23 protein-coding genes are annotated in these 22,090 nt (G+C 67.6%); 11 read left to right on the top strand and 12 right to left on the bottom strand.

The genetic code is table 11. The annotated features are described in order from the left end of the window. Positions 1-93 precede the first annotated feature (93 nt). Both BW38_RS04170 and BW38_RS04175 read left to right on the top strand, forming a co-directional pair. Positions 94-1,512: an MFS transporter gene (locus BW38_RS04170; RefSeq protein WP_032977484.1), complete on the top strand. Its 1,419-nt coding sequence runs from the start codon at positions 94-96 to the stop codon at positions 1,510-1,512. Beyond that, a complete protein-coding gene (locus tag BW38_RS04175; protein WP_032977482.1) occupies positions 1,509-2,177 on the top strand; it encodes a hypothetical protein in 669 nt (222 codons plus the stop codon). The genes BW38_RS04170 and BW38_RS04175 overlap by 4 nt, the downstream gene beginning before the upstream one ends. A 115-nt stretch (positions 2,178-2,292) precedes the next feature. Here the strand turns inward: BW38_RS04175 and BW38_RS04180 are convergent, their stop codons facing one another. Genes BW38_RS04180 through BW38_RS04195 form a run of 4 tightly spaced genes read right to left on the bottom strand, consistent with a single transcriptional unit; the run spans position 2,293 to position 5,153 of the window. Then, a complete protein-coding gene (locus tag BW38_RS04180; RefSeq protein ID WP_032977480.1) occupies positions 2,293-3,090 on the bottom strand; it encodes an N-formylglutamate amidohydrolase in 798 nt (265 codons plus the stop codon). Further along, positions 3,083-3,637: an NUDIX hydrolase gene (locus tag BW38_RS04185; protein ID WP_025877960.1), complete on the bottom strand. Its 555-nt coding sequence runs from the start codon at positions 3,635-3,637 to the stop codon at positions 3,083-3,085. The genes BW38_RS04180 and BW38_RS04185 overlap by 8 nt, the downstream gene beginning before the upstream one ends. Next, on the bottom strand, positions 3,634-4,578 hold the full coding sequence (locus BW38_RS04190) for a 5'-3' exonuclease H3TH domain-containing protein (RefSeq protein ID WP_235189988.1): 945 nt from the start codon (positions 4,576-4,578) through the stop codon (positions 3,634-3,636). Before BW38_RS04190 ends, BW38_RS04185 begins: the two co-directional genes overlap by 4 nt. Continuing rightward, the gene (locus BW38_RS04195; protein ID WP_025877963.1) at positions 4,575-5,153 is read right to left on the bottom strand and encodes a nitroreductase; all 579 of its coding nucleotides are present in this window, start codon (positions 5,151-5,153) and stop codon (positions 4,575-4,577) included. The genes BW38_RS04190 and BW38_RS04195 overlap by 4 nt, the downstream gene beginning before the upstream one ends. A 332-nt stretch (positions 5,154-5,485) precedes the next feature. Between BW38_RS04195 and BW38_RS04200 the strand changes: the two genes are divergently transcribed. Then, on the top strand, positions 5,486-7,807 hold the full coding sequence (locus BW38_RS04200; RefSeq protein WP_032977479.1) for a DUF1631 domain-containing protein: 2,322 nt from the start codon (positions 5,486-5,488) through the stop codon (positions 7,805-7,807). A 52-nt stretch (positions 7,808-7,859) separates the two neighbouring features. Next, entirely contained in the window at positions 7,860-8,939 is a 1,080-nt protein-coding gene (locus BW38_RS04205; RefSeq protein ID WP_032977478.1) for an NAD(P) transhydrogenase subunit alpha, read from the top strand. 87 nt (positions 8,940-9,026) lie between these two features. Here BW38_RS04205 and BW38_RS04210 read toward each other — a convergent pair whose 3' ends face one another. Genes BW38_RS04210 through BW38_RS04220 form a run of 3 tightly spaced genes read right to left on the bottom strand, consistent with a single transcriptional unit; the run spans position 9,027 to position 10,402 of the window. Next, the gene (locus BW38_RS04210) at positions 9,027-9,491 is read right to left on the bottom strand and encodes a DUF3106 domain-containing protein (protein WP_032977476.1); all 465 of its coding nucleotides are present in this window, start codon (positions 9,489-9,491) and stop codon (positions 9,027-9,029) included. 3 nt (positions 9,492-9,494) lie between these two features. Continuing rightward, positions 9,495-9,821 carry a hypothetical protein gene (locus BW38_RS04215; RefSeq protein ID WP_032977474.1) on the bottom strand — a complete coding sequence of 109 codons (327 nt, stop codon included), beginning with the start codon at positions 9,819-9,821 and terminating at the stop codon, positions 9,495-9,497. Then, entirely contained in the window at positions 9,818-10,402 is a 585-nt protein-coding gene (locus BW38_RS04220; RefSeq protein WP_080149966.1) for an RNA polymerase sigma factor, read from the bottom strand. Before BW38_RS04220 ends, BW38_RS04215 begins: the two co-directional genes overlap by 4 nt. A gap of 97 nt (positions 10,403-10,499) precedes the next feature. Between BW38_RS04220 and BW38_RS04225 the strand changes: the two genes are divergently transcribed. Continuing rightward, on the top strand, positions 10,500-10,820 hold the full coding sequence (locus BW38_RS04225; RefSeq protein ID WP_025877970.1) for an NAD(P) transhydrogenase subunit alpha: 321 nt from the start codon (positions 10,500-10,502) through the stop codon (positions 10,818-10,820). Next, positions 10,817-12,277 (top strand): NAD(P)(+) transhydrogenase (Re/Si-specific) subunit beta, encoded by a 1,461-nt coding sequence (locus tag BW38_RS04230; RefSeq protein ID WP_025877971.1) that lies wholly within the window; start codon positions 10,817-10,819, stop codon positions 12,275-12,277. Before BW38_RS04225 ends, BW38_RS04230 begins: the two co-directional genes overlap by 4 nt. A 98-nt stretch (positions 12,278-12,375) precedes the next feature. Here BW38_RS04230 and BW38_RS04235 read toward each other — a convergent pair whose 3' ends face one another. Then, positions 12,376-12,795, bottom strand: coding sequence for a hypothetical protein (locus tag BW38_RS04235; protein WP_032977473.1), 420 nt, complete (start codon positions 12,793-12,795; stop codon positions 12,376-12,378). Between the two features lie 121 nt (positions 12,796-12,916). On the opposite strand from BW38_RS04235, the gene sufT reads away from it, so the two are divergent. The 3 genes from sufT to BW38_RS04250 all read left to right on the top strand — a co-directional run bounded on the left by sufT (position 12,917) and on the right by BW38_RS04250 (position 16,872). Next, positions 12,917-13,468 carry a putative Fe-S cluster assembly protein SufT gene (sufT, locus tag BW38_RS04240; RefSeq protein ID WP_025877975.1) on the top strand — a complete coding sequence of 184 codons (552 nt, stop codon included), beginning with the start codon at positions 12,917-12,919 and terminating at the stop codon, positions 13,466-13,468. 59 nt (positions 13,469-13,527) lie between these two features. Beyond that, a complete protein-coding gene (locus BW38_RS04245) occupies positions 13,528-14,622 on the top strand; it encodes a branched-chain amino acid aminotransferase (protein WP_025877977.1) in 1,095 nt (364 codons plus the stop codon). A 510-nt stretch (positions 14,623-15,132) separates the two neighbouring features. After that, entirely contained in the window at positions 15,133-16,872 is a 1,740-nt protein-coding gene (locus tag BW38_RS04250) for a S8 family peptidase (RefSeq protein WP_032977471.1), read from the top strand. Positions 16,873-17,262: 390 nt separating this feature from the next. Here the strand turns inward: BW38_RS04250 and BW38_RS04255 are convergent, their stop codons facing one another. From BW38_RS04255 to wrbA, 3 genes are all read right to left on the bottom strand, one after another. Continuing rightward, positions 17,263-17,748 (bottom strand): asparaginase domain-containing protein, encoded by a 486-nt coding sequence (locus tag BW38_RS04255; protein ID WP_025879135.1) that lies wholly within the window; start codon positions 17,746-17,748, stop codon positions 17,263-17,265. A 79-nt stretch (positions 17,749-17,827) separates the two neighbouring features. Continuing rightward, on the bottom strand, positions 17,828-18,163 hold the full coding sequence (locus tag BW38_RS04260; protein ID WP_025879136.1) for a DUF2069 domain-containing protein: 336 nt from the start codon (positions 18,161-18,163) through the stop codon (positions 17,828-17,830). Further along, the gene (gene wrbA / locus BW38_RS04265) at positions 18,160-18,753 is read right to left on the bottom strand and encodes an NAD(P)H:quinone oxidoreductase (protein WP_025879137.1); all 594 of its coding nucleotides are present in this window, start codon (positions 18,751-18,753) and stop codon (positions 18,160-18,162) included. Before wrbA ends, BW38_RS04260 begins: the two co-directional genes overlap by 4 nt. A 77-nt stretch (positions 18,754-18,830) precedes the next feature. Between wrbA and BW38_RS04270 the strand changes: the two genes are divergently transcribed. Then, a complete protein-coding gene (locus BW38_RS04270; protein ID WP_032977469.1) occupies positions 18,831-20,105 on the top strand; it encodes a YihY family inner membrane protein in 1,275 nt (424 codons plus the stop codon). Next, the gene (locus BW38_RS04275) at positions 20,102-20,665 is read left to right on the top strand and encodes a TlpA disulfide reductase family protein (RefSeq protein WP_032977467.1); all 564 of its coding nucleotides are present in this window, start codon (positions 20,102-20,104) and stop codon (positions 20,663-20,665) included. The genes BW38_RS04270 and BW38_RS04275 overlap by 4 nt, the downstream gene beginning before the upstream one ends. Positions 20,666-21,266: 601 nt before the next feature. Here the strand turns inward: BW38_RS04275 and ppk2 are convergent. Continuing rightward, complete coding sequence (gene ppk2 / locus BW38_RS04280) at positions 21,267-22,049, bottom strand: polyphosphate kinase 2 (protein WP_032977465.1); 783 nt, start codon at positions 22,047-22,049, stop codon at positions 21,267-21,269. Positions 22,050-22,090: the final 41 nt, after the last annotated feature.

The following is a 22,090-nucleotide window of genomic DNA, read 5'->3' as shown; positions in this document are numbered from 1 at the left end:
ATGCGGAAAATCATGACAGAAATCGCGCTGAGGGGGTTTATTGATTCAGCTGCATCAATGAGACTGCCGTCCCCCCTCCGAACCGGTCGCCGCATGTCTCCCCTGAAATACCCGCGCTGGGCGCTGACCCTGCTGGCCACCGCGCAGCTGATCATCGCTCTGGACGCCACCATCATCTTCGTCGCCCTGCACGACATGGGCCGCGCGCTGCAGATCAATGCGCAGCAGCTGCAGTGGGTGGTCAGCGCCTATACGGTGGCCTTTGGCGGCAGCCTGCTGCTGGGCGGGCGTGCGGCCGATCTGCTGGGCCGCCGCCGCTTCTACCGGCTGGGCATGCTGCTGTTCGCGCTGGCCTCGCTGCTGGGTGCGCTGGCGCCCAATGCCACGCTGCTGATCGTGGCACGTGCGGCGCAGGGCATCGGTGCGGCGCTGCTGTTTCCGGCCACCCTGGCCCTGATCAATACGCTGTATGCAGAAGGCCCGGTGCGCAACCGCGCGCTGGCAATCTGGAGCATGGCCAGTGCGGCGGGCCTCGCGCTGGGGACGCTGCTGGGCGGCGTGCTGACCCAGGCGTTCGGCTGGCCGGCGGTGCTGGCGGTGATCGTGCCGTTGGCCACGGCCTGTGCGGTCGCCGCGGGCGCGTGGCTGCCGGCCGATGGCCCGCGCGTGCGCGGCCGTTCCTTCGATCTGGCTGGTTGCCTCACCGTCACCGCCGGCGGCAGCCTGCTGGTCACCACCCTGGTGCAGGGGCCGGAATGGGGCTGGGCCGCACCGGCCACGCTCATCTGCCTGTTGCTGTCAGCCGTGCTGCTGACGGTGTTCGTACAGATCGAAAAGCGCAGCCGCGACCCGCTGATGCAGTTCGCGCTGCTGCGCCTGCCCGGCCTGCGTGCAGCACTCGGCCTGACCTTCGCGTTCATGAGCAGCTATGGCGTGCAGTACTACTTCCTGGCGCTGTACTTCCAGGATGGCTATGGCTGGAGCCCGCTGCAGGCCGGCATGGCCTTTCTGCTGCCGACGCTGGTGTGCACCTTCGGCATCCGCATTGCCGAGCGCATGCTGCAGCGCCGTTCGCCGCGGCAGGTGCTGGCTTGGGGCTTCGCCGCCGGTGCAATCGGCATCACCGCGGTGGCGCTGGCGATGCCGCACGGCGCCAGCTACTGGCCGCTGCTGCCCGGCATCGTGGTGCTCAGCGTGGGCCAGGGCATGAGCTGGACGGCGATGTGGATCGTGGCCGGGCAGGGCGTGCCGGGGCCGCAGCAGGGTGTGGCGTCCGGCATGGCGGCTACCGCACAGCAGATCGGCGGCGCGTTGGGACTGGCAGTACTGGTGATGGTGGCCAACGCCGCACGCGGCACGCAGGCGGCAACCAGTCCTGATGCCCTGCAGGGCATGATCAATGCACAGTACGGCGCAGCGCTGTTTGCCGCGCTCGGCGTGGTCATCGCGCTGGGCCTGCGTCCGGCACGGGTAGACTGCAGCTCTCCCGACGCCCTGCCAAACGACGCATGATTGCACTGCTGGATCTTCGCCAGACGCTGGACGCGTTTGCCGCCTGCAATGACGACCACGACGTATGGGCGTCGTTCGGCTGGGTGCATGCCAGCGAGGGCGATCTGCTGGCGGCGCGTTTCTGGTTGCCGGCAGATGAAGACGCCGCGTTCGATGATGACGGTGAAGTGCCCGAGGCCGTGCAGGCGCTGGGCCTGTCGGCCTGCCTGGAACCGGCCACGTTCGCTGACGTACTGGATGTGCAGAAGCGCCAGCGTCCGCTCTCATCCCTGCAGGATTACGCCGAAGCGCTGGCGTACTACGCCGAGTACGACGCCTTCCTGCAGGTGGACGGTGTCGATGAAGCGCTGGGCGAGGCGGGTGCCGCCGAGCAGGACGCTGCGCGCGCAGCCGGTGTCGGGCCGGGCATCTTCGCCGCGTTCGAGTTGACGCTGGCGTGTGCGGGCGAACAGGTCAAGGCTGCGGCACAGCGCGTCGCGCAGCTGCTCGACATTCCGGTGGGCGAAGCGCTGGCACGCTGTCGCGCGCTGCCGGTGTTGCTGGGTGAAGCACTGGATCGGCGTCGTGCGCAGGCGATCAAGGACGATTTTGAAGCGATCGGCGTCCGCGTGCAGGTGCGCGGATTCAAACCGTTCCCGTGGATGGATGTTCCCGTGCTGCGTTGACGAAAATCATCCACGCATGGCGTGGATCTACTGGGAACCGGCCTCGTTCTTTCTTTTCGCCGAATGCGGATGTCCGCCAGCGCTGCAGTAGATCCACGCCATGCGTGGATGGGGGTTATCCCAACGCCAACAACTGCGGCTGCAAGGCGCTGAAAATACGCGCCAGCCGCTCCGCCCATGCATGCTGCCCGGCGGCATCGGCGATCAGGTCCTGGCGGATTTCCAGTTCCACATGCACCAGGCCGCGACCTTCGCCATGCACGGGCACCGCGTAGTCGCTGCTGCTGTTGACCGAATACGGTTCGTTGTCGCCCACCGCCAGGTCGCCTTCATCGCGCAGTGCCTGCAGCAAGGCGTGGGCAAAGCGTGTGTCCTGGTGGTACAGCACGCCGGCGTGCCAGGGGCGCTGCATGCCGTTCATCACCGGGGTGAAGCTGTGCATCATCACCAGCAGCGTCGGCCGTCCCGTATCGCGGCGCGCATCCAGTTCGGCATCGATGCGTGCATGGTAGGGCGCGTGGATCGCATCGATGCGCTGCTGCCGCTGCGCGGGCGACAGCCCGGCATTGCCCGGCACCAGGGTGTGGTCGCTGACCTCGGGAATCAGCGTGGGCGAAACCAACGGCCGGTTGCAGTCGATCAGCAGCCGCGAATAGGTCTGCTCGATCGCCCACGCATCCAGCCGCTCGGCCAATGCACGGGTGGTGCCGCCGATGCCGATGTCCCAGCCGATATGCCGGTCCAGTTCGGCCTGCGGCAATCCAAGGTCGGCCAGTGCACGCGGCACCTGCTGGCCGGCATGGTCGGCCAGCAGCAGGAACGGTGAGGCGCCCTGCGCACGGTGCACGCTGAAGATCGCCGGATCGTCGGCGCCCAGCAGTGCCTGCAGCATGTGCAGGCCGGCGTCAGCCACGGGGCCGGCCGTCCAGGTGGTGCTCGATCATCCACAGGCCGGCCCACAGCTTGGCATCGGCTTCATAGCCTTCGGCCATTTTCTGCACCAGCCAGGCGGCCGCCTGCGTGCGCGGCACTTCATGCACGGTGATGTCCTCGCTCTCGTCGCCGCCGCCTTCGCCGATGCGACGCAGGCCGGTGGCACGCACGAAGGCGATCTTCTCGCTGCTGGCACCGGAGGAGGTGGGGCCGATCATCAGCACTTCGGCGTGCTCGGCGGTCCAGCCGGTTTCCTCTTCCAGCTCGCGTACAGCGGAAACTTCGATGGACTCGCCCGCATCGATGTCGCCGACCAGCCCGGCCGGCATCTCGATGGTCGACGCCTGCAGCGGCACGCGGAACTGTTCGACGAACAGCACCTTGTCCTCGGGGGTGACGGCAATGATGATCGCGGCCAGGCCGCCGGCGTGGGTGCGTTCGCTGTATTCCCAGCTGCCACGTACGACCATGCGCTGGTACTTGCCTTCGTAGACGACACGCGGTGCTTCGGTGTTGCGCTGGCTCATGCGGGCTCGCTGGAAGTAGGGACGGGGTCGGAAATGCCGGCGGCACTGAACAGCCGGCGGCGGGTCATGGGGCCGAAGCGCAGGGTCTGGCACAGGCCGCCGAGCAGCTCTGGATCGGCCGCCTGGCGCGGCATGCCGGGCTGGCAACCTTCCAACGGTGCGTCCAGGGCGATGGTGGTCAGCTGGCGCCAGAGCTGGGCGTGCTCGCGCTGCTCGCGCAGGCGCACGGCCATCTGGGCCGCGCCGCGCAGGCGCAGGAACGGCACTTCGTCCAGGCGTTCGTACAGCACGTCCATGCTGCCGAAATGGGCCAGCAGCACGGCCGCCGACTTGGCGCCGACACCACTGATGCCCGGAATGTTGTCGACCGCATCGCCGCACAGCGCCAGGTAATCGGCGATCTGGTGCGCGTGCACGCCGTGCCGGGCCTTGACCCCGGCCACGTCCCAGCGCTGGTTGCGTGCGTAATCCCATTGCTCGTCATGGTCGAGCAGCAGCTGCGACAGGTCCTTGTCGGCGGAAATGATCACGCCGCGATGGCTGCTGCGGTGGCCATGCAGGGCGCTGCCGATCAGGTCGTCGGCTTCGTAATCATGGTGGGCAAGCACCGCCAGGCCGAGCGCTGCGCACAACGCCTTGCAGTGCACGAACTGGCGCTTGAGCGCTTCCGGCGCCGGGTCCCGGTTGGCCTTGTAGGCCGGGTACAGGCGGTGGCGGAAGCCGCTGTCCAGTGCTTCGTCGAAGGCGATGGCGATGTGCCGGGGGCGTTCGCGCTCCAGCAGGTCCAGCAGGAAACGGGCGAAGCCGTGCACGGCGTTGGTCGGCCAGCCTTGGCTGTCCTGGAATTCGTCCGGCAGCGAATGCCAGGCGCGGAATACGTAGATGCTGGCGTCGACCAAGTACAGGGGCGGCGGTATCGCCACGGGAATCACCGCGCTCACTGGCCGGTCCAGTCCTGCAGCAGGGCCGCGGCATCGGGGCGCTCGCGCTCGGGGACTTCGGCCTTGGGCGTGCCGATGTGGATGAAGCCGGCAATGCCTTCGCCCTCGGCCAGCCCCAGGTGGGCGTGCACGGCAGGATCGAAGGCCATCCATGCGGTCAGCCACTGCGCGCCGAAGCCCAGCGCCTGTGCCGCCTGCAACAGAGCAAAGCACACACAGCCGGCGGTCATCAGCTGTTCCTGTGCCGGTACCTTCGGGTCCGGGCGGGGGCTGGCCACCACCACGATCACCAGCGGTGCATGGCTGAAGCGCTGGCGGTCCTTCTCGAACACGGCGTCGCCGGCATGCGGGTCGCGCTCACGGCTGCGCGCGGCCAGGAAGTCGCCCAGAGTGTGACGCGCATCGCCGGCGATCTTCAGGAAGCGGAACGGTACGCGCTTGCCGTGGTCGGGCACGCGGACCGCCGAGGTCAGCATCCGCTGCAGGGTGGCCGGGTCCGGTCCGGGCTCGCCCAGTTGCCGCGAGGGCACCGAGCGGCGGGCATCCAGGGCAAGCAGGGCGGCAGGGTCGGGCATGGAGTCTGAACCGGTCATCACGGGTCGCTGATTATAGTCGGGGAGGTAGATGACGCCGTTTGTGTCGCGTCAGACCCCTGAATAGCAAACTGTGATGAACATCATGCCACTGGCGGATCACGGAGCCCCGCTTCCCCTCGCCTCGCAGGCCCCGCACGGCTTACGATACGTAATATTGCCGGGCCGCCGTTCATGAGGTTTGAAGTGAGGACTGTTTCACTGTCCGCGATGGGCTGGGCGGCCTACCATCGAAGGACCGGTGCATGGGGTGTACCGGCCGTCGCGATGTCCATGATGTCTGTCGCACCAGAGAAGGTGGGGAGCCTTCCCGAATGATGAGCGCGCCCACTCCGATGGGATCGCCGGGCCGTGACCCGGCCCAGCTCCAGCTTGCCCGGGACATCGTCCTGCCGGCGTTGTGCCAGGCCTTTGGCGCGGCACTGGCCCGCTTTGACGATGCCCTGTTCGACCGTGCCGGCAATGCCGGCTCGTCGCAGTTGCTGTTCCTGGACGCGATGCGCGAGCTGCGCCGCCGCCGTGAAGAGATCGCCGGTGCTTTTGCCGCCCATCTCGGCCATGCCTGGGCCGGCCTGGCGGCGGGCGAGCCCGTCTCTGCCGAGCTGACCCTGGCCGGGCAGGCCCAGGATGGCCTGAGCCTGGTGCCGGAACATGTACTGGAATCGCGGTTGGCGGTGCGCAACTTCGCCACCGTGCTGCTGCGCGACTTCAAGCCGGTGCTGGCGCGGCTCGACCGCCGCCTGGGCTGGCTGGGCGGCGGTATCGAACTCGACGCCGACCGCAACCCGATCAGCCCCGAGCATCTGGGCGTGGCCATCCACGAAGCCTTCGCCGGCTGCGAGCTGGCCCCGGAAGTACACCTGGTGCTGATCAAGCTGTGCGAGCGCGACCTGCGCGCGCCGGTAGGCCGCATCTACGAGAAGCTGGACGAGCACCTGGCTGCGGCCGGGGTGATGTCGCAGATGGGTGCGCCGCGCCGGCCACTTGCGCCGGCCCCGGCGCAGCACGTCCCGCATGGCCTGGATGATCTGGTCGAGCAGCGCACGGCGCCGGGCGTTGACAACGAATTCAATGACGACGAACAGGCCGCACCGGCCTGGGCGCAGCGATTTGCCGCGCGCTGGTCGGAGCGTCGTGGCCACATGCAGCAGCATGCCGGTGGCGAGGAGAACCCGTCCGGTGAAGCCTATTCCGGCCAGCAGGGCATGCTGCTGGAAGCCTTGCACGAACTGCTGCAGCAGACCCGCCACGTGCGCGACGACGCAACCTCTGCGGCGCAGGTCGCGGTCGGCCAGCATCGCCCGTTGAGCCAGCGCGAAATGATGTCGGTGCTGTCGCTGCTGCAGGCCACGCCCAGTGCGACCCTGCGTGCGGCGATCGGCGAGGACGGCGAATCGTTGGCGCAGCGGCTGAAGAGCGAAGTGCTGTCCAGCGCTACCCGGCTGGGCGTCGACCCGGGCCAGACCCGGCTGGACGCGCAGGACGAGGATGCGATCGACCTGGTCGGCATGCTGTTCGACGTGATGCTCGATGAGCGCGAACTGGAAGGCCGCTCGCGCGAGCTGATCGGCCGCCTGGTGGTTCCGTTCGTGAAGGTGGCGATGCTGGACCGCCGCATGTTCGTGCAGAAGACCCACCCGGCGCGCAAGCTGCTCAACTCGCTGGCCGAAGCCTGCGAGGGCAACACCGGCGAAAGCCAGGCCGAACGCATGCTGATGGCCAAGGTGGAGGAGATCATCGAGCGGCTGGTCGCCGAGTTCAATGAAAACCTGGCGATCTTCCTGACCCTGGAAGAAGAATTCCGCGATTTCCTGGTACAGCACCGCCGTCGCGTGGAAATCGCCGAGCGTCGGGCCGCCGAGACCCAGCGCGGCCAGGAAAAGCTGGAAATGGCCCGCACCCGTGCCGGCGCCGAACTGGATCGCCGCATCGGCGATGCCACCCTGCCGCCGGCCATCGCCGAGTTCCTGCGCCAGCCCTGGCAGCACCACCTGACCCTGGCGCTGCTGCGCGAAGGCGAGGAGGGTGCCTCGGTGGCCGAGGCGCTGACCCTGGCTGATGGCCTGCTTGAGGAAGTGGCCGAGGCCCGCCGGCAGATCGTCGGCAAGCCGTGGCTGCAGGCCTGGCAGCCGATGCTGGCCAAGGTGTTTGCCAGCGTCGGCGTGCATGGCGACGCAGCCACCGCAGCCATCGATGCGCTGCACGACACATTGCAGGGCATCGCCGAATCGCGACCGGAGCTGCAGCGCGCGTTGCCGGAGCTGCCGCAGGTGGTATTGCCCGCGCCGCCGGCACCGGAAACGCCGGCAGTGGAACTGGGCGGTACCTTCAATACCGACGATTTCGACAATGCCGATGCCGACCGCTTCCGCCGGATGGAGATCGGCAACTGGCTGGACTTCGTCGACAAGGATGGCAAGGTGCAGGCGGGCAAACTGTCCTGGATCAGCCCGATTTCCTCTCGCCTGCTGTTCGTCAACCGGCGTGGCGTGCGCTTCTGCGTGGCCTCACCCGAGGAACTGGCGGTGATGGTGCGGCTGGGTCGCCTGCGTCCCCACATCGACGATGGCGCCTTCGACAGCGCCATGCAGGGCGTGCTCGACCGCCTCGACCCGGGTGGTGCGACGCTGCACTGAGCCACGTACGCCTGCTAGGATCGGACCCACTCACCGATCAGCGGGAATCTGCATGGCCGTGGCGTTGCTGGGGATCAAGGAGACCGCGCCGGGCGAACGACGCGTTGCGCTCACGCCGGAAACGGCGCGCAAGCTCGGTGCGCTGGGCATCACCGTGTGGTATCAGCCGGGTGCGGGCCAGACGGCCGGTTTCACCGATGCCGCCTACGACGACGCAGGTGCCCGCGCCTTCGACGCGGCCCGTTGGGCCGAGATCGACATCCTGCTGTGCGTGCAGGCGCCACCGGCCGAGGTACTGGCCCAGCTCAAGCCGGGCGCCAGTGTGGTCGGCCTGCTGACCCCGGCGGCCGACCCTGCGTTGGCCGCATTGGCCTCGGATGACCGCCTGCACCTGTTCCCGCTGCAGCAGTTGCCGCGCACCACGCGCGCACAGGCGATGGACGTACTCAGTTCGCAGGCCGGCATGGCCGGCTACAAGGCGGCATTGATTGCTGCCGAACGCGCGCCGCGCTTCTTCCCGATGCTGACCACGGCGGCCGGTACCGTGCGTCCAGCCAAGGTGCTGGTGATCGGCGCCGGTGTCGCCGGCCTGCAGGCCATTGCCACCTCACGCCGCCTGGGTGCGCAGGTGGAGGGCTTCGACGTGCGCCCGGAAACCCGCGAACAGATCCAGTCGCTTGGTGCGCGCTTCCTCGACCTGGGGGTGAGCGCGGTAGGCGAGGGCGGTTATGCGCGGGCGCTGACCGATGAAGAGCGTGGTGAACAGCAGCGCCGTCTTGGCGACCACCTGCGCAGCGTGGACGTGGTGATCTGCACTGCCGCGGTGCCGGGACGTCAGGCGCCGACGATCGTCACCGCCGCGATGGTCGAAGGCATGGCTGCCGGCAGCGTGATCGTCGATCTGGCCGCCGAGAGCGGTGGCAACTGCGCGTTGACCGAGCCCGGCCAATGCATCGAGCACCAGGGCGTGACCATCGATGGCCCGCTGGGCCTGGCCAGCCGGGGTGCCACCCAGGCCAGCGAGATGTATGCGCGCAACCTGATGAACTTCGTCGCCCTGTTCGTGCGCGACGGCCAGCTGGGCTTCGACTGGGAAGATGAGCTGCTGGCGAAAACGCGCTGGCAGGCGTAAGCCGGTAGCGCCGGGCCATGCCCGGCGGGTGCAGCGACATCCGGTGAACCCGCGGGCATGGCCCGGCGGTCCGCCTTCGATGGCGGGTTACCGCGGCTTCGCCGGCGGCGGGTTGTCCCGCACCCATTCCCTGCGTTCGTCTGCGGTCATCTGCGACCAGCGCTCGCGCATGGCATCGCGCTGGGCCGGGCTGAGGTCACGCATCTGGCCGAACAACGCCCGGGCCTGCTCGCGCTGCTCCGGGCTCATGTGTTCGAAGCGGCGCAGGCCACGGCGGGCCTTGTCGCGCTCTTCCGGGCTCATTGACTGCCAGCGCTGGCCGTGCGACAGCATGCGCTGGCGCTGCGCGGGATCGGCGCCGTTCCAGCGGTCACGCAACGGGGCCAACAGCGCTTCGCGCTGGGCCGGGCTCAGCTGTTCCCAGTTCGGCAGCGGCGCGGCAGCAGGTGCCGGCCGCGCGGCAGGCACCGGCGCGGTGGCCTGCGCCAGTGCCGATGCAGCGGGCAGCAGGGTCAGGGCGATCAGCAGGGGCAGGGAGGGGTATCGCAGCATGGTTCACTCCATCGCCAGGTCGTTGTCGCCCAGCCACAGGTACAGATCGGGATTCTCGTCGTACAGCACGCCATTGTCTTCTTCCGCAGCGACGATCGGCGTGCTGATCGGGCCCTGATGATCCCCTGGGCCGACGAACTGGACGCCGATGCCCAGCGCGATCACCAGCGAACAGGCGCTGGCCAGCCACCAGCGCCAGCGACCGGCGCGCGCCGCACCGGCGTTGTGACGGGCACTGCGCAGGCGTGCCAGGGTGGCCGGCGACAGCGCCTGCAGCGACTGCGCGTGCAGGCTGCGCAGGGCGTCATCGGAAGGCAGGGGGCGGTTCACGGGTGCATCTCCAGTTGATTCTGCAGCGCCTGTCGGGCGCGCGCCAGATGGGTCTTTACCGCGCCTTCGCTGCAGCCCATGGCGCGGGCGGTGGTGGCCCCGTCCAGGTCCTGCAGCACGCGCAGGGTGAATGCCTCGCGCTGGCGGGCGGGCAGGTCGCGCAGTGCCTGCACCAGCTGCTGGTACTGCTGGCGCTGCTCGTGCGCCTGCGAAGGGTCCGGTGCGGGGTCGGCCCAGTCGATCTCGCCGCCATCGGCATCCTGGTTGTCGCGCCAGAACGGCAGGCGGAAGCGGCGGCGGCGCTGCAGGTCGATCACCCGCCGGCGCAGGATGCTCCAGAACAACGGCGCCCACTCGGCGGCCGGCTTGTCGGCGTAGTCCAGCATGCGCAGCAGCGCGTCCTGTACCGCATCCAGCGCGTCGTCACGCTGGCGCAGGCCGGCCTCGGCGAAGCGGAAGGCGCGCGGCCCGACGCTGGCCAGGAATGCTTCCAGCGAGGCCGGAACGGCGTCGGCATCGGTGGTTGAGGGGACAGGGCTGCTCACCAGCACAGGGTACGGTTCCTCGGCAGGGGTCACCATCGACAACGCGTGAGCGCGGCCGTGGTTGACCGGGACGCGCGCAGGGTTCAGCCCATGGTTATGATGGGGCGACGAAGACAGAGCAGGAGCGTTGCCGGTGAGTGACGGGTTCGTGGCGCTGTACATCTTCATGCTGGCCGCCATTGCCGGCCACGTGATCATTTCCCGGGTCCCGGTGATCCTGCATACCCCGTTGATGTCGGGCTCCAACTTCATCCATGGCATCGTGCTGATCGGCGCGATGGTGGTGCTGGGGCACGCACAGACGCCGTTGGAGAAGGTGCTGGGGTTCCTCGCCGTGGTGCTCGGCGCCGGCAACGCCGCCGGCGGCTATGTGGTCACCGCGCGCATGCTGGAAATGTTCAAGCCGAGCGTGCGCAAGGCCGGCAACGATGAACCGAAGGAGCCGCAGGCTTGAACATCAGCACCGTCGAACTGCTCGATTGGCTGGTCAAGGCCAGCTACCTGGTCGCCGCCACCCTGTTCCTGCTCGGCCTGCAGCGCATGGCCTCGCCGATGACCGCAAGCAGCGGTATCCGCTGGGCGGGGCTGGGCATGCTGCTGGCCACGGTGGCGACCTTCTTCCTGCCCGAACTGCACAACGTGCCGCTGATCCTGGTGGCGCTGCTGCTGGGGGCCGGCCTGGCCTGGTGGTCGGCGGGCAAGGTCGCCGTCACCGACATGCCGCAGATGGTCGCGCTGTACAACGGCATGGGCGGCGGCTCGGCGGCCGCCATCGGTGCGGTGGAGCTGCTGCGCTATGCCTTCCTGGCCAACCGCGATACCACCCACTGGAGTGCGCAGGCGCTGGCCGATCTGGCCGCGCGGCAGCCGTCCGGCACGGTGCTGGTGCTGGCGGTGGTGGGCGCGGCGATCGGTGCGGTGTCGCTGTCCGGCTCGGTGATCGCCTGGGCCAAACTCGATGGTCGCCTCGACAAGCGCGTGACCTGGCCGGGCCAGCAGGTGATGAACCTGCTGGTGGCGCTGGCCGTGGTGGTGCTGGGCATCATCGCCGCCAGCACGCTCAGCACCTGGGCGATCGTCGCCTTCTTCGTGCTGGCCCTGGCGCTGGGCGTGTTGATGACGTTGCCGATCGGTGGCGCCGACATGCCGGTGGTGATCTCGCTGTACAACGCGTTCACCGGCCTGGCGGTGTCGTTCGAAGGCTACGTGCTGGGCAACGAGGCGCTGATCATCGCCGGCATGATGGTCGGTGCGGCCGGCATCCTGCTGACCCGGTTGATGGCCAAGGCCATGAACCGGCCGATCCGCAACGTGCTGTTCTCCAACTTCGGTGGTGGCGCCGGTGGTGAGGCGCAGGCGATTTCCGGTTCGCAGAAGCCTATCGAAGCGGCCGACGTGGCGGCGATGATGGGCTTTGCCGAACGCGTGGTGATCGTGCCCGGCTATGGCATGGCCGTGGCCCAGGCCCAGCACAAGATCTGGGAGCTGGCGCAGCGGCTGATCACGCGCGGGGTGAAGGTCAAGTTCGCCATCCATCCGGTAGCCGGGCGCATGCCCGGGCACATGAACGTGCTGCTGGCCGAAGCGGGGGTGCCGTACGACCTGATCGCGGACATGGACGACATCAATCCCGAGTTCGCCACTACCGACGTGGTGCTGGTGATCGGCGCCAACGACGTGGTCAACCCGGTGGCGCGCACCGATCCGGCCAGTCCGATCTACGGCATGCCGGTACTGGACGTGGTCAATGCCCGCAACGTGGTGGTGATCAAGCGGGGCAAGGGCACCGGCTTTGCCGGTATCGAGAATGCGCTGTTCTATGCCGACAACACCCGCATGCTGTACGGCGATGGTGCCGAGGCAGCGGCGTCGTTGGTCAGCGAGCTGAAGGCGCTCGACGGCGGGCATTGAGGCAGTACGGTAGCGCCGGGCCATGCCCGGCGAGCGCGCAGCGCGGCTGTTCCAACAATCCGCCGGGCATGGCCCGGCGCTACCCACGTCCGGCGCGCTCAGCGCGCCAGCCAGGCTCCGACCACCACGGCCACCGCCAGCCACAGCCATTCGACCACGCCATTGGCCAGGGTGATCAGCGTCCAGGCCAGGTGCGGGCCCATTCGCAGCGAGGCGTCCCAGGGGTTCAGGCCCATCGAGCCGCCCATCCAGGCACTGGCGATCGCCCAGTTCGAGATCGCGGCTACCAGCAGCATGCCCAGCACGACCAGGGCGATGCGCAGCTTGCCGGGACCGAGCGTGCCCAGACGCAGCATGAACACCAGTTCCAGGGCGGTCAGTACCGCCATCCAGCCGACCGGACGGCCGGTGAACAGGGCGATCAGCATCCAGGCGAGGGGGGCGGTGGCCAGCGCCAGCAACAACATGAAGGGCCAGAGCCAGGTAACGGTCCTGGCGCGTGCGGCATTGGAGGACATCGAAGCTCCTGAAGGTCGCCCACAGGATACTGTGGTTTGCCGCAGTGCACCGGCGAGGGCGGGGCGCCTACGCTAGAATGACCGCTTGCGTGGCTTATGCCGCAGCCCCATATCGGTCCCCATGTATTCCCGTAGCAGCGAACCTGTCCACTTCGAACGCGATTGCGAGGCCGTGATGGTCCCGCAGGGCGACACCGTGACCTTGCCCGCCGGCAGCTATGGGTACATTACCCAGGCGCTGGGCGGCAGTTATTCGGTGTTCGTCGAGGGCAATCTGTTCCGCATCGCCGGCAAGGATGGCGATGCCATCGGCAAGGAAGCGCCGGCACCGCTGGAACTGCCCGACGATGCCAGCGACGAGCAGGTCGAACAACTGGTCTGGCAGCAGCTGCGCACCTGTTTCGACCCGGAAATTCCGGTCAACATCGTCGAACTGGGCCTGGTCTACGAGGTGGAGATCAAGCACCTCGACGAAGGGCAGCGCGAGATCGACGTGAAGATGACCCTGACCGCGCCTGCGTGCGGCATGGGCGACATCCTGGTCGACGACGTGCGCAGCAAGCTTGAAATGATCCCGACGGTGGCCGAGGCCGACGTCGAGCTGGTCTTCGACCCGCCGTGGAACCAGCACATGATGTCCGAGGCCGCACGGCTCGAAACCGGCATGCTTTGACCCACGGCCCGCAGTGACGCGGGCCCGGCATTACCCGCAACCAGAACAGGAAATCTCCGGTGTCCCAGTCCATTCCCAGCTTCGCCGTCACCCGTTCGGACCACCCGCGCAGCGCTGAAGAGCGCGCCCAGATCCTGGAGAAGCCGGGCTTCGGCCTGCACTTCACCGACCACATGGTGGAAGTGCGCTGGGACAAGGATGCCGGCTGGCACAACGCCAACGTGCGCGCCTACGGTCCGTTGCAGCTGGACCCGGCCGCGGCCGTGCTGCACTACGGCCAGGAGATCTTCGAAGGCATCAAGGCCTACCGCCATGCCGATGGTTCGATCTGGACCTTCCGCCCCGATGCCAACGGCCGCCGCCTGCAGCGTTCGGCGCAGCGCCTGGCGCTGCCGGAACTGCCGGTGGAGATCTTCGTCGAATCGCTGAAGCAGATGATCGCCGTCGACAGCGCCTGGGTGCCGTCGGCCGATGAGTCGAGCCTGTATTTCCGTCCGTTCATGATCGGCGATGAAGCGTTCCTTGGCGTGCGCGGCGCGCACAAGGCCGGTTACTACGTCATCGCCAGCCCGGCTGGCCCGTACTTCGCCAAGGGCGTCGCCCCGGTGTCGATCTGGCTGTCCACCGAGTACGCGCGTGCGGCCAAGGGCGGTACCGGTGCGGCCAAGTGCGGTGGCAACTACGCCGCGTCGCTGTTGCCGCAGCAGAAGGCGCAGGCACAGGGCTGCTCGCAGGTGCTGTTCCTGGACCCGGTCGAAGGCAAGTACCTGGAAGAACTGGGCGGCATGAACGTGTTCCTGGTCTACAAGGACGGCACGCTGGTCACGCCGGAACTGTCCGGCAGCATCCTCGAGGGCATCACCCGCGAGAGCATCCTGCAGCTGGCCCGCGACCGCGGCATGAAGGTCGAAGAGCGCAAGGTCACCATCGATGAGTGGAAGCAGGGCGTGACCTCCGGCGAGATCGCCGAAGTGTTCGCCTGCGGTACCGCTGCGGTGGTCACCCCGATCGGCCAGCTGAAGGGCGAAGGCTTCTCGGTGGGCGACATCAATGCGCCGGCCGGCGAAGTGACCATGTCACTGCGCAAGGAACTGACCGACATCCAGTACGGTCGCCTGCCGGACCGCCACGGCTGGCTGGTCAAGCTGGGCTGATCGCCCACGCGAACGCGTAGCGCCGGGCCATGCCCGGTGACTTTTCGGAAAGCCCGTCCCCGCGACGGGCTTTCTGCGTTTCAGGCGTACGTCCGCCGGGCATGGCCCGGCGCTACCAGGATCAACGGCTCCCGCCAGCGCGCGGCGATGCCCGGCGAATGTACGCGTACCACGGTAGCGCCGGGCCATGCCCGGCGGCTGTTCGCCGATGTCGGCAAAGACATGGCGGGACAGGACATTCCGCAGTCAGGTACGTGCAGCTGACGCGAAAGTTCCTTCACCTTCACAAACCCTCGACCCGGAAAGTCTCAGATCCAACATTTCATCTTGCTGAAAAGACGCTGAAAATCTTGTGGTGTCCGGTTTGAGCCACTAGCGTCATCAACACAGCGGATGGTCAGGGGAATCCGCTGGCTCGCCGGACCCGAACCTCGCCATCGCAAGCCAGCCCACGGTTCAGGCCGGTGCTTCTGCCGATTCCGGCATTCCTACCATTAGAAGGGAAATCCGATGTCCCAGGTAACGCAACCGCGTGTGCGTCGTGTGTGGGTGGTCCTTGGTGCGTCCGTCCTGTCATCGCTGCTGCTGGCCACGCCTGCGCTGGCCGGTGATGTCCAGCTCAGCGGCCTGCAGTCCGCGCCGACCCACCAGCGCTTCATCGTGAAGTACCGCGACGGCAGTGCGCCGGTGGCCAACACCACCGCGCTGGCCTCTTCGCTGAAGACGGCCGCTGCCGGCATCGCCAGCAGCCAGGGCCGCGCGCTGGGCCTGCAGCAGGTCCGCAGGCTTGCCGTCGGCTCCACCGTGGTCAGGACCGACCGTGCGCTGGACCAGGCCGAATCCGAGCTGCTGATGCGCAAGCTGGCCGCCGACCCGAACGTCGAATACGTCGAAGTCGACCAGATCATGCGCGCGACGCTGACCCCCAACGACACCCGTTTCAGCGAGCAATGGGGCTTCGGTACATCCAACGCCTCGATCAACGTGCGTCCGGCCTGGGACAAGGCCACCGGCACCGGTGTGGTCGTGGCGGTGATCGATACCGGCATCACCAACCATGCCGACCTCAACGCCAACATCCTGCCCGGCTATGACTTCATCAGCGACGCGGCGATGGCGCGCGATGGCGGTGGCCGTGACAGCAATCCGAACGATGAGGGTGACTGGTACGGCGCCAACGAGTGCGGCTCGGGCATTCCGGCCTCCAACTCCAGCTGGCATGGCACCCACGTGGCCGGCACTGTCGCCGCAGTGACCAACAACAGCACCGGCGTGGCCGGTACCGCCTTCAACGCCAAGGTCGTGCCGGTGCGCGTGCTCGGCAAGTGCGGCGGCTACACCTCCGACATCGCCGACGCGATCGTATGGGCCTCCGGTGGCACGGTCAGCGGTGTGCCGGCCAACGCCAACCCGGCCGAAGTCATCAACATGTCGCTGGGCGGCGGCGGCAGCTGCTCGACCACTTACCAGAACGCGATCAACGGCGCGGTCGGCCGCGGCACCACCGTGGTGGTCGCTGCCGGCAACAGCAACACCAACGTCTCCAGCGCGGTACCGGCGAACTGCCCGAACGTGATCGCCGTGGCGGCCACCACCTCGGCGGGTGCGCGTGCCAGCTTCTCCAACTACGGCACCGGCATCGACATCTCCGCACCGGGCCAGAGCATCCTGTCCACCCTCAACAGCGGCACCACCACCCCGGGCAGCGCCAGCTATGCGTCCTACAACGGCACCTCGATGGCGGCACCGCACGTGGCGGGCGTGGTTGCACTGATGCAGTCGGTGGCACCGAGCCCGCTCAGCCCGGCGCAGGTGGAGAGCATCATCAAGAGCACCGCGCGTCCGTTGCCGGGTGCGTGCTCGGGTGGTTGCGGCGCCGGCATCATCGACGCCGATGCCGCGGTGACTGCCGCGATCAACGGCACCACGCCCAACCCGGGTGGCACCGTGCTGCAGAACAACGTGCCGGTTACCGGCCTCGGCGCAGCCAGCGGCGCATCGCTCAGCTATACCGTCAACGTCCCGGCTGGCAGCACGCAGCTGCGCGTGGCGATCAGTGGCGGCAGCGGTGATGCCGACCTGTACCTGCGCCAGGGCAGTGCCCCGACCGACACCGTCTACACCTGCCGCCCGTACCTGAGCGGCAACAACGAGACCTGCACCGTCAACAGCCCCACCGCCGGTACCTGGTACGTGCGGGTGAAGGCCTACAGCACCTTCTCGGGCGTGACCGTCAACGCCCAGTACTGAGCCCAAGCCCCTCTCCATGGGCACGCCCCGGCCTCGGCCGGGGTGTTTTTTTTAGGGGACGGCGAAGCGGAGAAAGCAATGTGCAGCAGTGCATTTGCATTTGCCCTTGCTCTGCCCTTGACCTTGCTGGCCGCGCGCGATGATCTGTCAGGAGGGGGTGATCCCCCGGCGCAGGACCGTTGGCGCCATGGGCCCGAGGCATGCCTCGGGCGGGTTGGGCAGGACGCCCAACCCCGGTCTTGCCGTGTGCGCAGGACAGCGCACACGAGCAAGGCCCCATCGAGCCCCATGGATGGGTTTACGGCGTGTCCTGCGTTGGGGGGATCACCCCCTCAACCCAGTAGCAACAAAACCGCTGAACCCATCCGCGCGACAGCGCGCCTTGAACCCTTAAACCGACTCGAACCGGTTCGCCGCCACGTTCTTGCGCACATGCTGCGGGTCGAAGATCCGGCCGTTCATCGCGATGAACACCCCCACTGGCAGCGACTGCACCGCACCGATCGCACAGCCGATGTTGAACTCCGCATCCGAACCACGGAAACGCGCCGGGCTCAGCGCACCGGTCATCACGATGGTCTTATCCGGGATCGTCGCCAGCACCTTGCCGGTCTGCACCATCGAATCGGTGCCGTGGGTCACCAGCACGTGGCGGGTGGGCTGCGCAGCGATCGTCGCGCGGATCAGCTCACGATCGTCGTCGTTGATGTGCAGCGAATCCTTGCGCAGGATCGGAATCACGTTGAAACGGAACGTGACCCCCAGTTCGCGCAGGATCATGCCGATCTGCGGGTCGCCGATCTGGTAGTCCGACTTGTCGTCGAAATAGATCTTGTCGATCGTGCCACCGGTGGTGACGACCAGGAGCTCTTCCATCATGTGCATGCGCGAAACCAAGGCAGGTACAGCGGCGCGGGGCCGGGAACGCAGATGATACGGCCCACCGGGCGCAGCGTCAGCGCCGCCGCCCGAAACGGGCGCGCAGGCCGGGCAGGCTGGCCGAAAAGATCACCAGCAGCGCCAGCACGATTTCGATCAGTGCCAGCCAGCGGGTCTCGGGATGGCTCCAGGCGCTCATCACGCCGTGGCTGAACCAGCCCAGGGCCAGCACCGCCGCCCAGAACCCGGCCTTGCGCCAGCCCAGCCGCAGGGCGATGGCCAGCGCCAGCGGCGGCGCAGTGAACACCAGCTGGGTGGCCAGCCAGTGCCTGTCGTTGATGAACCAGCCGGCAAACAGCGCCGCCAGCCCCATCAGGGCCAGCAGCAGCACGGTGCGCGGCGCGGTGCTCATCGCGCCAGCCGCTGCGCGATGTCGGCCACGCGCCGGCCCAGCGCCCGCGCCAGTACCGCCTCATCGTCGGTGGGTTGCGGGTCGTCGGCGGCGCCGGCCACGTGGCTGGCGCCATACGGCGTGCCGCCACTGGTGGTGTGGCTCAGCGCCGGCTCGGTGAACGGAATGCCGACGATCAGGCAGCCGTGGTGCAGCAGCGGTACCTGCATCGACAGCAGGGTCGACTCCTGGCCGCCATGCATCGACGCGGTGGACGTGAACACCCCGGCCGGCTTGCCGGCCAGCGTGCCGTTCACCCATTCGGCGCCGAGGCCGTCAAGGAAATGCTTGACCGGCGCGGCCATGTTGCCGAAACGGGTGGGGCTGCCCAGCAGCAGTCCCTGGCACTCCGCCAGGTCCTGCACGCTTACATAGGGCGCGCCATCGTCGGGTACCGGCGGCTGCGCGGTCTGGGTAACGGCAGCCACCGGCGGCACCGTGCGCAGCCGCGCTGCCATGCCCGGAACCTCGCCGATGCCCCGCGCGATCTGGCGCGCCAGCCGTGCCACCGAACCGCCGCGGCTGTAGTACAGCACCAGGATTTCGCCCATCGCGCCCAGCTCTCCTCATCGTGTGGACGCCAGTATGGCTATCCTGCACCGATTCCGCATCGGGTACCCTTGCGCCGATGGAACCTTTGGATACGCTCAATTTGTGGATGGAACGCGCGCGGGATCGCGCACGCGCCGCCAGCTTCGGCCGCTTCCTGTGGCGCCGCTTCCTCGACGACCGCCTGTTCCAGGCCGCCGCCGCGCTGGCCTACACCACGGTGTTCGCGCTGGTGCCGTTGGCGATCGTGGTGTTTGGCGTGCTCTCGGCCTTCCCGGTGTTCGATCGCTGGAGCGACCAGCTCAGCGACTACGTCTTCTCCAACTTCGTGCCCAATGCCGCGCGCGCTGCCGAAGGCTACCTGCGGCAGTTCTCGGCCAGCGCCGGCCAGCTCACTGCCGCCGGTTTCATCGCCCTGGTCATCTCGCTGCTGATCACCCTCAACAGTGTTGAAGAGACCTTCAACCAGATCTGGCGCGTCGGCAGCAGTCGGCCGCGGCTGACCCGCTTCCTGGTCTACTGGACGGTGCTGACCCTGGGCGCGATGCTCGCCGCTGCATCGCTGGCGGTGTCGGCGCGGGTGTTCGCGATGCCGTTGTTCGGCACGCAGGAGGGGCGCTGGCTGGCCGATCTCGCCTTGCGGCTGGCGCCGATCCTGATCGAATTCGTCTGCATCACCCTGATGTTCCGGGTGGTGCCACACCACACCGTGAAGTGGCGCCATGCGGTTCCGGGCGCGATTCTCGCCGCAGTGATCCTGGAGCTGGTGAAGTGGGGCATCGGCGCCTACCTGGGCAGCTTCCAGTCCTACCAGAAGCTGTATGGCACGGTGGCCTTCGTGCCGATCCTCCTGCTGTGGATCTACCTCTGCTGGGTGGCCGTGCTGCTGGGCGCGTCGTTGGCGTCGTCGATGGCGGCTTTCCGCTACCAGCCGGTGGAACTGCGCCTGCCGCAGGGCTACGAGTTCTATGGCCTGCTGCGCCTGCTCGGGCGCTTCCAGCACGCACGCGCCAAGGGCAGGGGCCTGGCCGACGACGAGATCCTGCGGCTGGAACCGATGCTGACCGACTCGCTGCTGCAGGACCTGGCCTGCCACCTGGAGGGCATCGGCCTGCTGCGCCGCGATGAGCGCGGCGAGTGGCTGCTGGCCCGCGACCTGGACCAGGTCAGCCTGGGCGATCTGTACGAATGCACGCAGCTGCGCATTCCGGTGGCCGAACAACACCTGCCTTACCGCGATGACAGCCTCGGCCGGGCCGCCTTGGCCGCACTGGATGAACTGCGCCTGCCGCTGCGTGAACGCCTCAAGCGTCGCGTCAGCGACATCTACCCTGATTCTGGAGACGCCCCATGACCTGCAAGACCCCGTTGCTGCTGGCTGCGCTGCTGGCCCTGGCCGCCTGCAAACCCGCGCAGGAGCCGACCCCGGCCAGCAGCCAGCCGCCGGCACAGGCACCGACCCCGGCCGCGCCGGCGCCGGTGGAGGACACGCCCGCCGAACGTGTCACTGCCGAGTTCCCGACGCTGAAGATGAAGGCGGTCGATGGCAGCGATTACGACCTGGCCGCGCATCGTGGCAAGTGGGTGGTGGTGAATTTCTGGGCGACCTGGTGCGCGCCCTGCCGCAAGGAAATGCCCGAGCTGTCGGCGTTGCATGCCATGCGCAGCAACATCGAAGTGGTGGGCCTGGCCTACGAGGACATCGAGATTCCGGAGATGCAGGCGTTCCTGACCAAGCATCCGGTGACCTACCCGATCGTGGTCGTCGATCCGTTCGACCCACCGGCCGACTTCGCCACCCCGCGTGGCCTGCCGCTGACCCATCTGATCGACCCGCAGGGCAAGCTGGCCCACAGCTTCCTGGGCCCGGTCACCGCGGCGGACATCGAAAAGCAGATTGCTGCTGCCAAATAAGGGGAGGGGCAGGGCTGCGCCCTGCACCCACCGAAGCGGTAGTGCCGGCCGCTGGCCGGCAACCTCGACAGCAACAGCAACAGCAACAGCAACAGCCAAAGCCAAAGCGGGTTTCCTGTGGGGAGGCGGGGTGGGTCCGGTTGCGGGGGACGCCGTAAATACGTCCCTGTAGGCTCGGTCGCCGCATCCATGCGGATCACGCCCCCGCAACCGGACCCACCCCGCCTTCGACAGTTTCTGTCGACCTGCCGGAATGACATGGCCTGCTCTTGGTGGGTGTCGATCTTGGTCGACACGTAGATCCACGCCATGCGTGGATGCTCTTCGTTCAATTGTCGAAATATTCGATTTCGATGGATATACATTCACGCATGGCGTGAATCCATCAGCCACCGGAAATCTGTCGAAGGTGGGGCGGTGTCGGAGTGCGGGGTGTCCGCGGCATGGATGCCGCGGCCAAGCCCCCATGGACGGGTTCACGGCGTCCCCGCACTCCGACACCGCCCCGCCATCCCACGGAATGCCCGCTTTTGACGTTGCTTCGGCTGTTGCTGTTGCCTGAAAGCAGCAGGTGCAGGGCCGCAGGCCCTGCCGACCAACCCTACTCCTTGACCGGAAAATCCTCGATAGGCTTCAGCACGTCGTAGTGCTCGCGATGCAGCTTGCCCTTCAGTTTCGGCAGCTCCGGCAAAGGCACATCCACCCGCGTGTCCGGCAGCCGGTCCAGCAGGTTGCGGACAAGAGTCAGGCGACCCAGCCGCTGGTCGTTGAAATCCACCAGCGTCCACGGCGCACCGTCGCGATGGGTCGCGCGCAGCATCGCCTCGCGCGCTTCGGTGTACGCGCTGTACTTGCTGCGCGACTTCAGATCCACCGGCGACAGCTTCCACCCCTTCAACGGATCAAGATGGCGTTCGGCGAAACGCTTCTCCTGCTGCTCCTGGTCCACGCACAGCCAGTACTTGAACAGCAGGATGCCGTCATCCACCAGCAGTTGTTCGAACACCGGTGCCTGATGCAGGAACTGCTGGTACTCGGTCTCGCTGCAGTAGCCCATCACCCGTTCCACGCCCGCGCGGTTGTACCAGCTGCGGTCCATCAGCACGATCTCGCCGGCGGCCGGCAGATGCGTGGCGTAGCGCTGGAAATACCATTGCGTGGCTTCGCGGTCGGTGGGCTTGGGCAACGCCACCACCCTGCATTGGCGTGGGTTGAGGTGCTGGCTGATGGCCTGGATCGCACCGCCCTTGCCGGCGGTATCGCGTCCTTCGAACAGCACCAGCAGGCGTTGCCCGCTGTGCTGCACCCAGCGTGCCATCGCCGTCAGTTCCAGCTGCAGCGGCTGCAGCAGTTCGTCGTATTCCTTGCGCTTGAGCTTGGCCATCGTCATGCCACGCGGGAGGGAAGCCCGAGCGTAGCGCAGGG

The sequence above is a fragment of the Stenotrophomonas sp. RIT309 genome (assembly GCF_000632045.1).
GTDB classification, from domain to species: domain Bacteria; phylum Pseudomonadota; class Gammaproteobacteria; order Xanthomonadales; family Xanthomonadaceae; genus Stenotrophomonas; species Stenotrophomonas indicatrix.
The sequence above is the reverse complement of the archived record's forward strand: the minus strand, read 5'-3'. Positions and strand labels throughout refer to the sequence as shown.

What these genes read in the sequence shown, in the direction of transcription:
- BW38_RS04170 (WP_032977484.1), top strand. Translation starts at nt 94, where the DNA reads ATGTCTCCCCTGAAATACCCGCGCTGGGCGCTGACCCTGCTGGCCACC.
- BW38_RS04175 (WP_032977482.1), top strand. Translation starts at nt 1,509, where the DNA reads ATGATTGCACTGCTGGATCTTCGCCAGACGCTGGACGCGTTTGCCGCC.
- BW38_RS04185 (WP_025877960.1), bottom strand. Translation starts at nt 3,637, where the DNA reads ATGAGCCAGCGCAACACCGAAGCACCGCGTGTCGTCTACGAAGGCAAG.
- BW38_RS04195 (WP_025877963.1), bottom strand. Translation starts at nt 5,153, where the DNA reads ATGCCCGACCCTGCCGCCCTGCTTGCCCTGGATGCCCGCCGCTCGGTG.
- BW38_RS04200 (WP_032977479.1), top strand. Translation starts at nt 5,486, where the DNA reads ATGATGAGCGCGCCCACTCCGATGGGATCGCCGGGCCGTGACCCGGCC.
- BW38_RS04205 (WP_032977478.1), top strand. Translation starts at nt 7,860, where the DNA reads ATGGCCGTGGCGTTGCTGGGGATCAAGGAGACCGCGCCGGGCGAACGA.
- BW38_RS04210 (WP_032977476.1), bottom strand. Translation starts at nt 9,491, where the DNA reads ATGCTGCGATACCCCTCCCTGCCCCTGCTGATCGCCCTGACCCTGCTG.
- BW38_RS04220 (WP_080149966.1), bottom strand. Translation starts at nt 10,402, where the DNA reads ATGGTGACCCCTGCCGAGGAACCGTACCCTGTGCTGGTGAGCAGCCCT.
- BW38_RS04235 (WP_032977473.1), bottom strand. Translation starts at nt 12,795, where the DNA reads ATGTCCTCCAATGCCGCACGCGCCAGGACCGTTACCTGGCTCTGGCCC.
- sufT (WP_025877975.1), top strand. Translation starts at nt 12,917, where the DNA reads ATGTATTCCCGTAGCAGCGAACCTGTCCACTTCGAACGCGATTGCGAG.
- BW38_RS04250 (WP_032977471.1), top strand. Translation starts at nt 15,133, where the DNA reads ATGTCCCAGGTAACGCAACCGCGTGTGCGTCGTGTGTGGGTGGTCCTT.
- BW38_RS04255 (WP_025879135.1), bottom strand. Translation starts at nt 17,748, where the DNA reads ATGGAAGAGCTCCTGGTCGTCACCACCGGTGGCACGATCGACAAGATC.
- BW38_RS04260 (WP_025879136.1), bottom strand. Translation starts at nt 18,163, where the DNA reads ATGAGCACCGCGCCGCGCACCGTGCTGCTGCTGGCCCTGATGGGGCTG.
- wrbA (WP_025879137.1), bottom strand. Translation starts at nt 18,753, where the DNA reads ATGGGCGAAATCCTGGTGCTGTACTACAGCCGCGGCGGTTCGGTGGCA.
- BW38_RS04270 (WP_032977469.1), top strand. Translation starts at nt 18,831, where the DNA reads ATGGAACCTTTGGATACGCTCAATTTGTGGATGGAACGCGCGCGGGAT.
- BW38_RS04275 (WP_032977467.1), top strand. Translation starts at nt 20,102, where the DNA reads ATGACCTGCAAGACCCCGTTGCTGCTGGCTGCGCTGCTGGCCCTGGCC.
- ppk2 (WP_032977465.1), bottom strand. Translation starts at nt 22,049, where the DNA reads ATGGCCAAGCTCAAGCGCAAGGAATACGACGAACTGCTGCAGCCGCTG.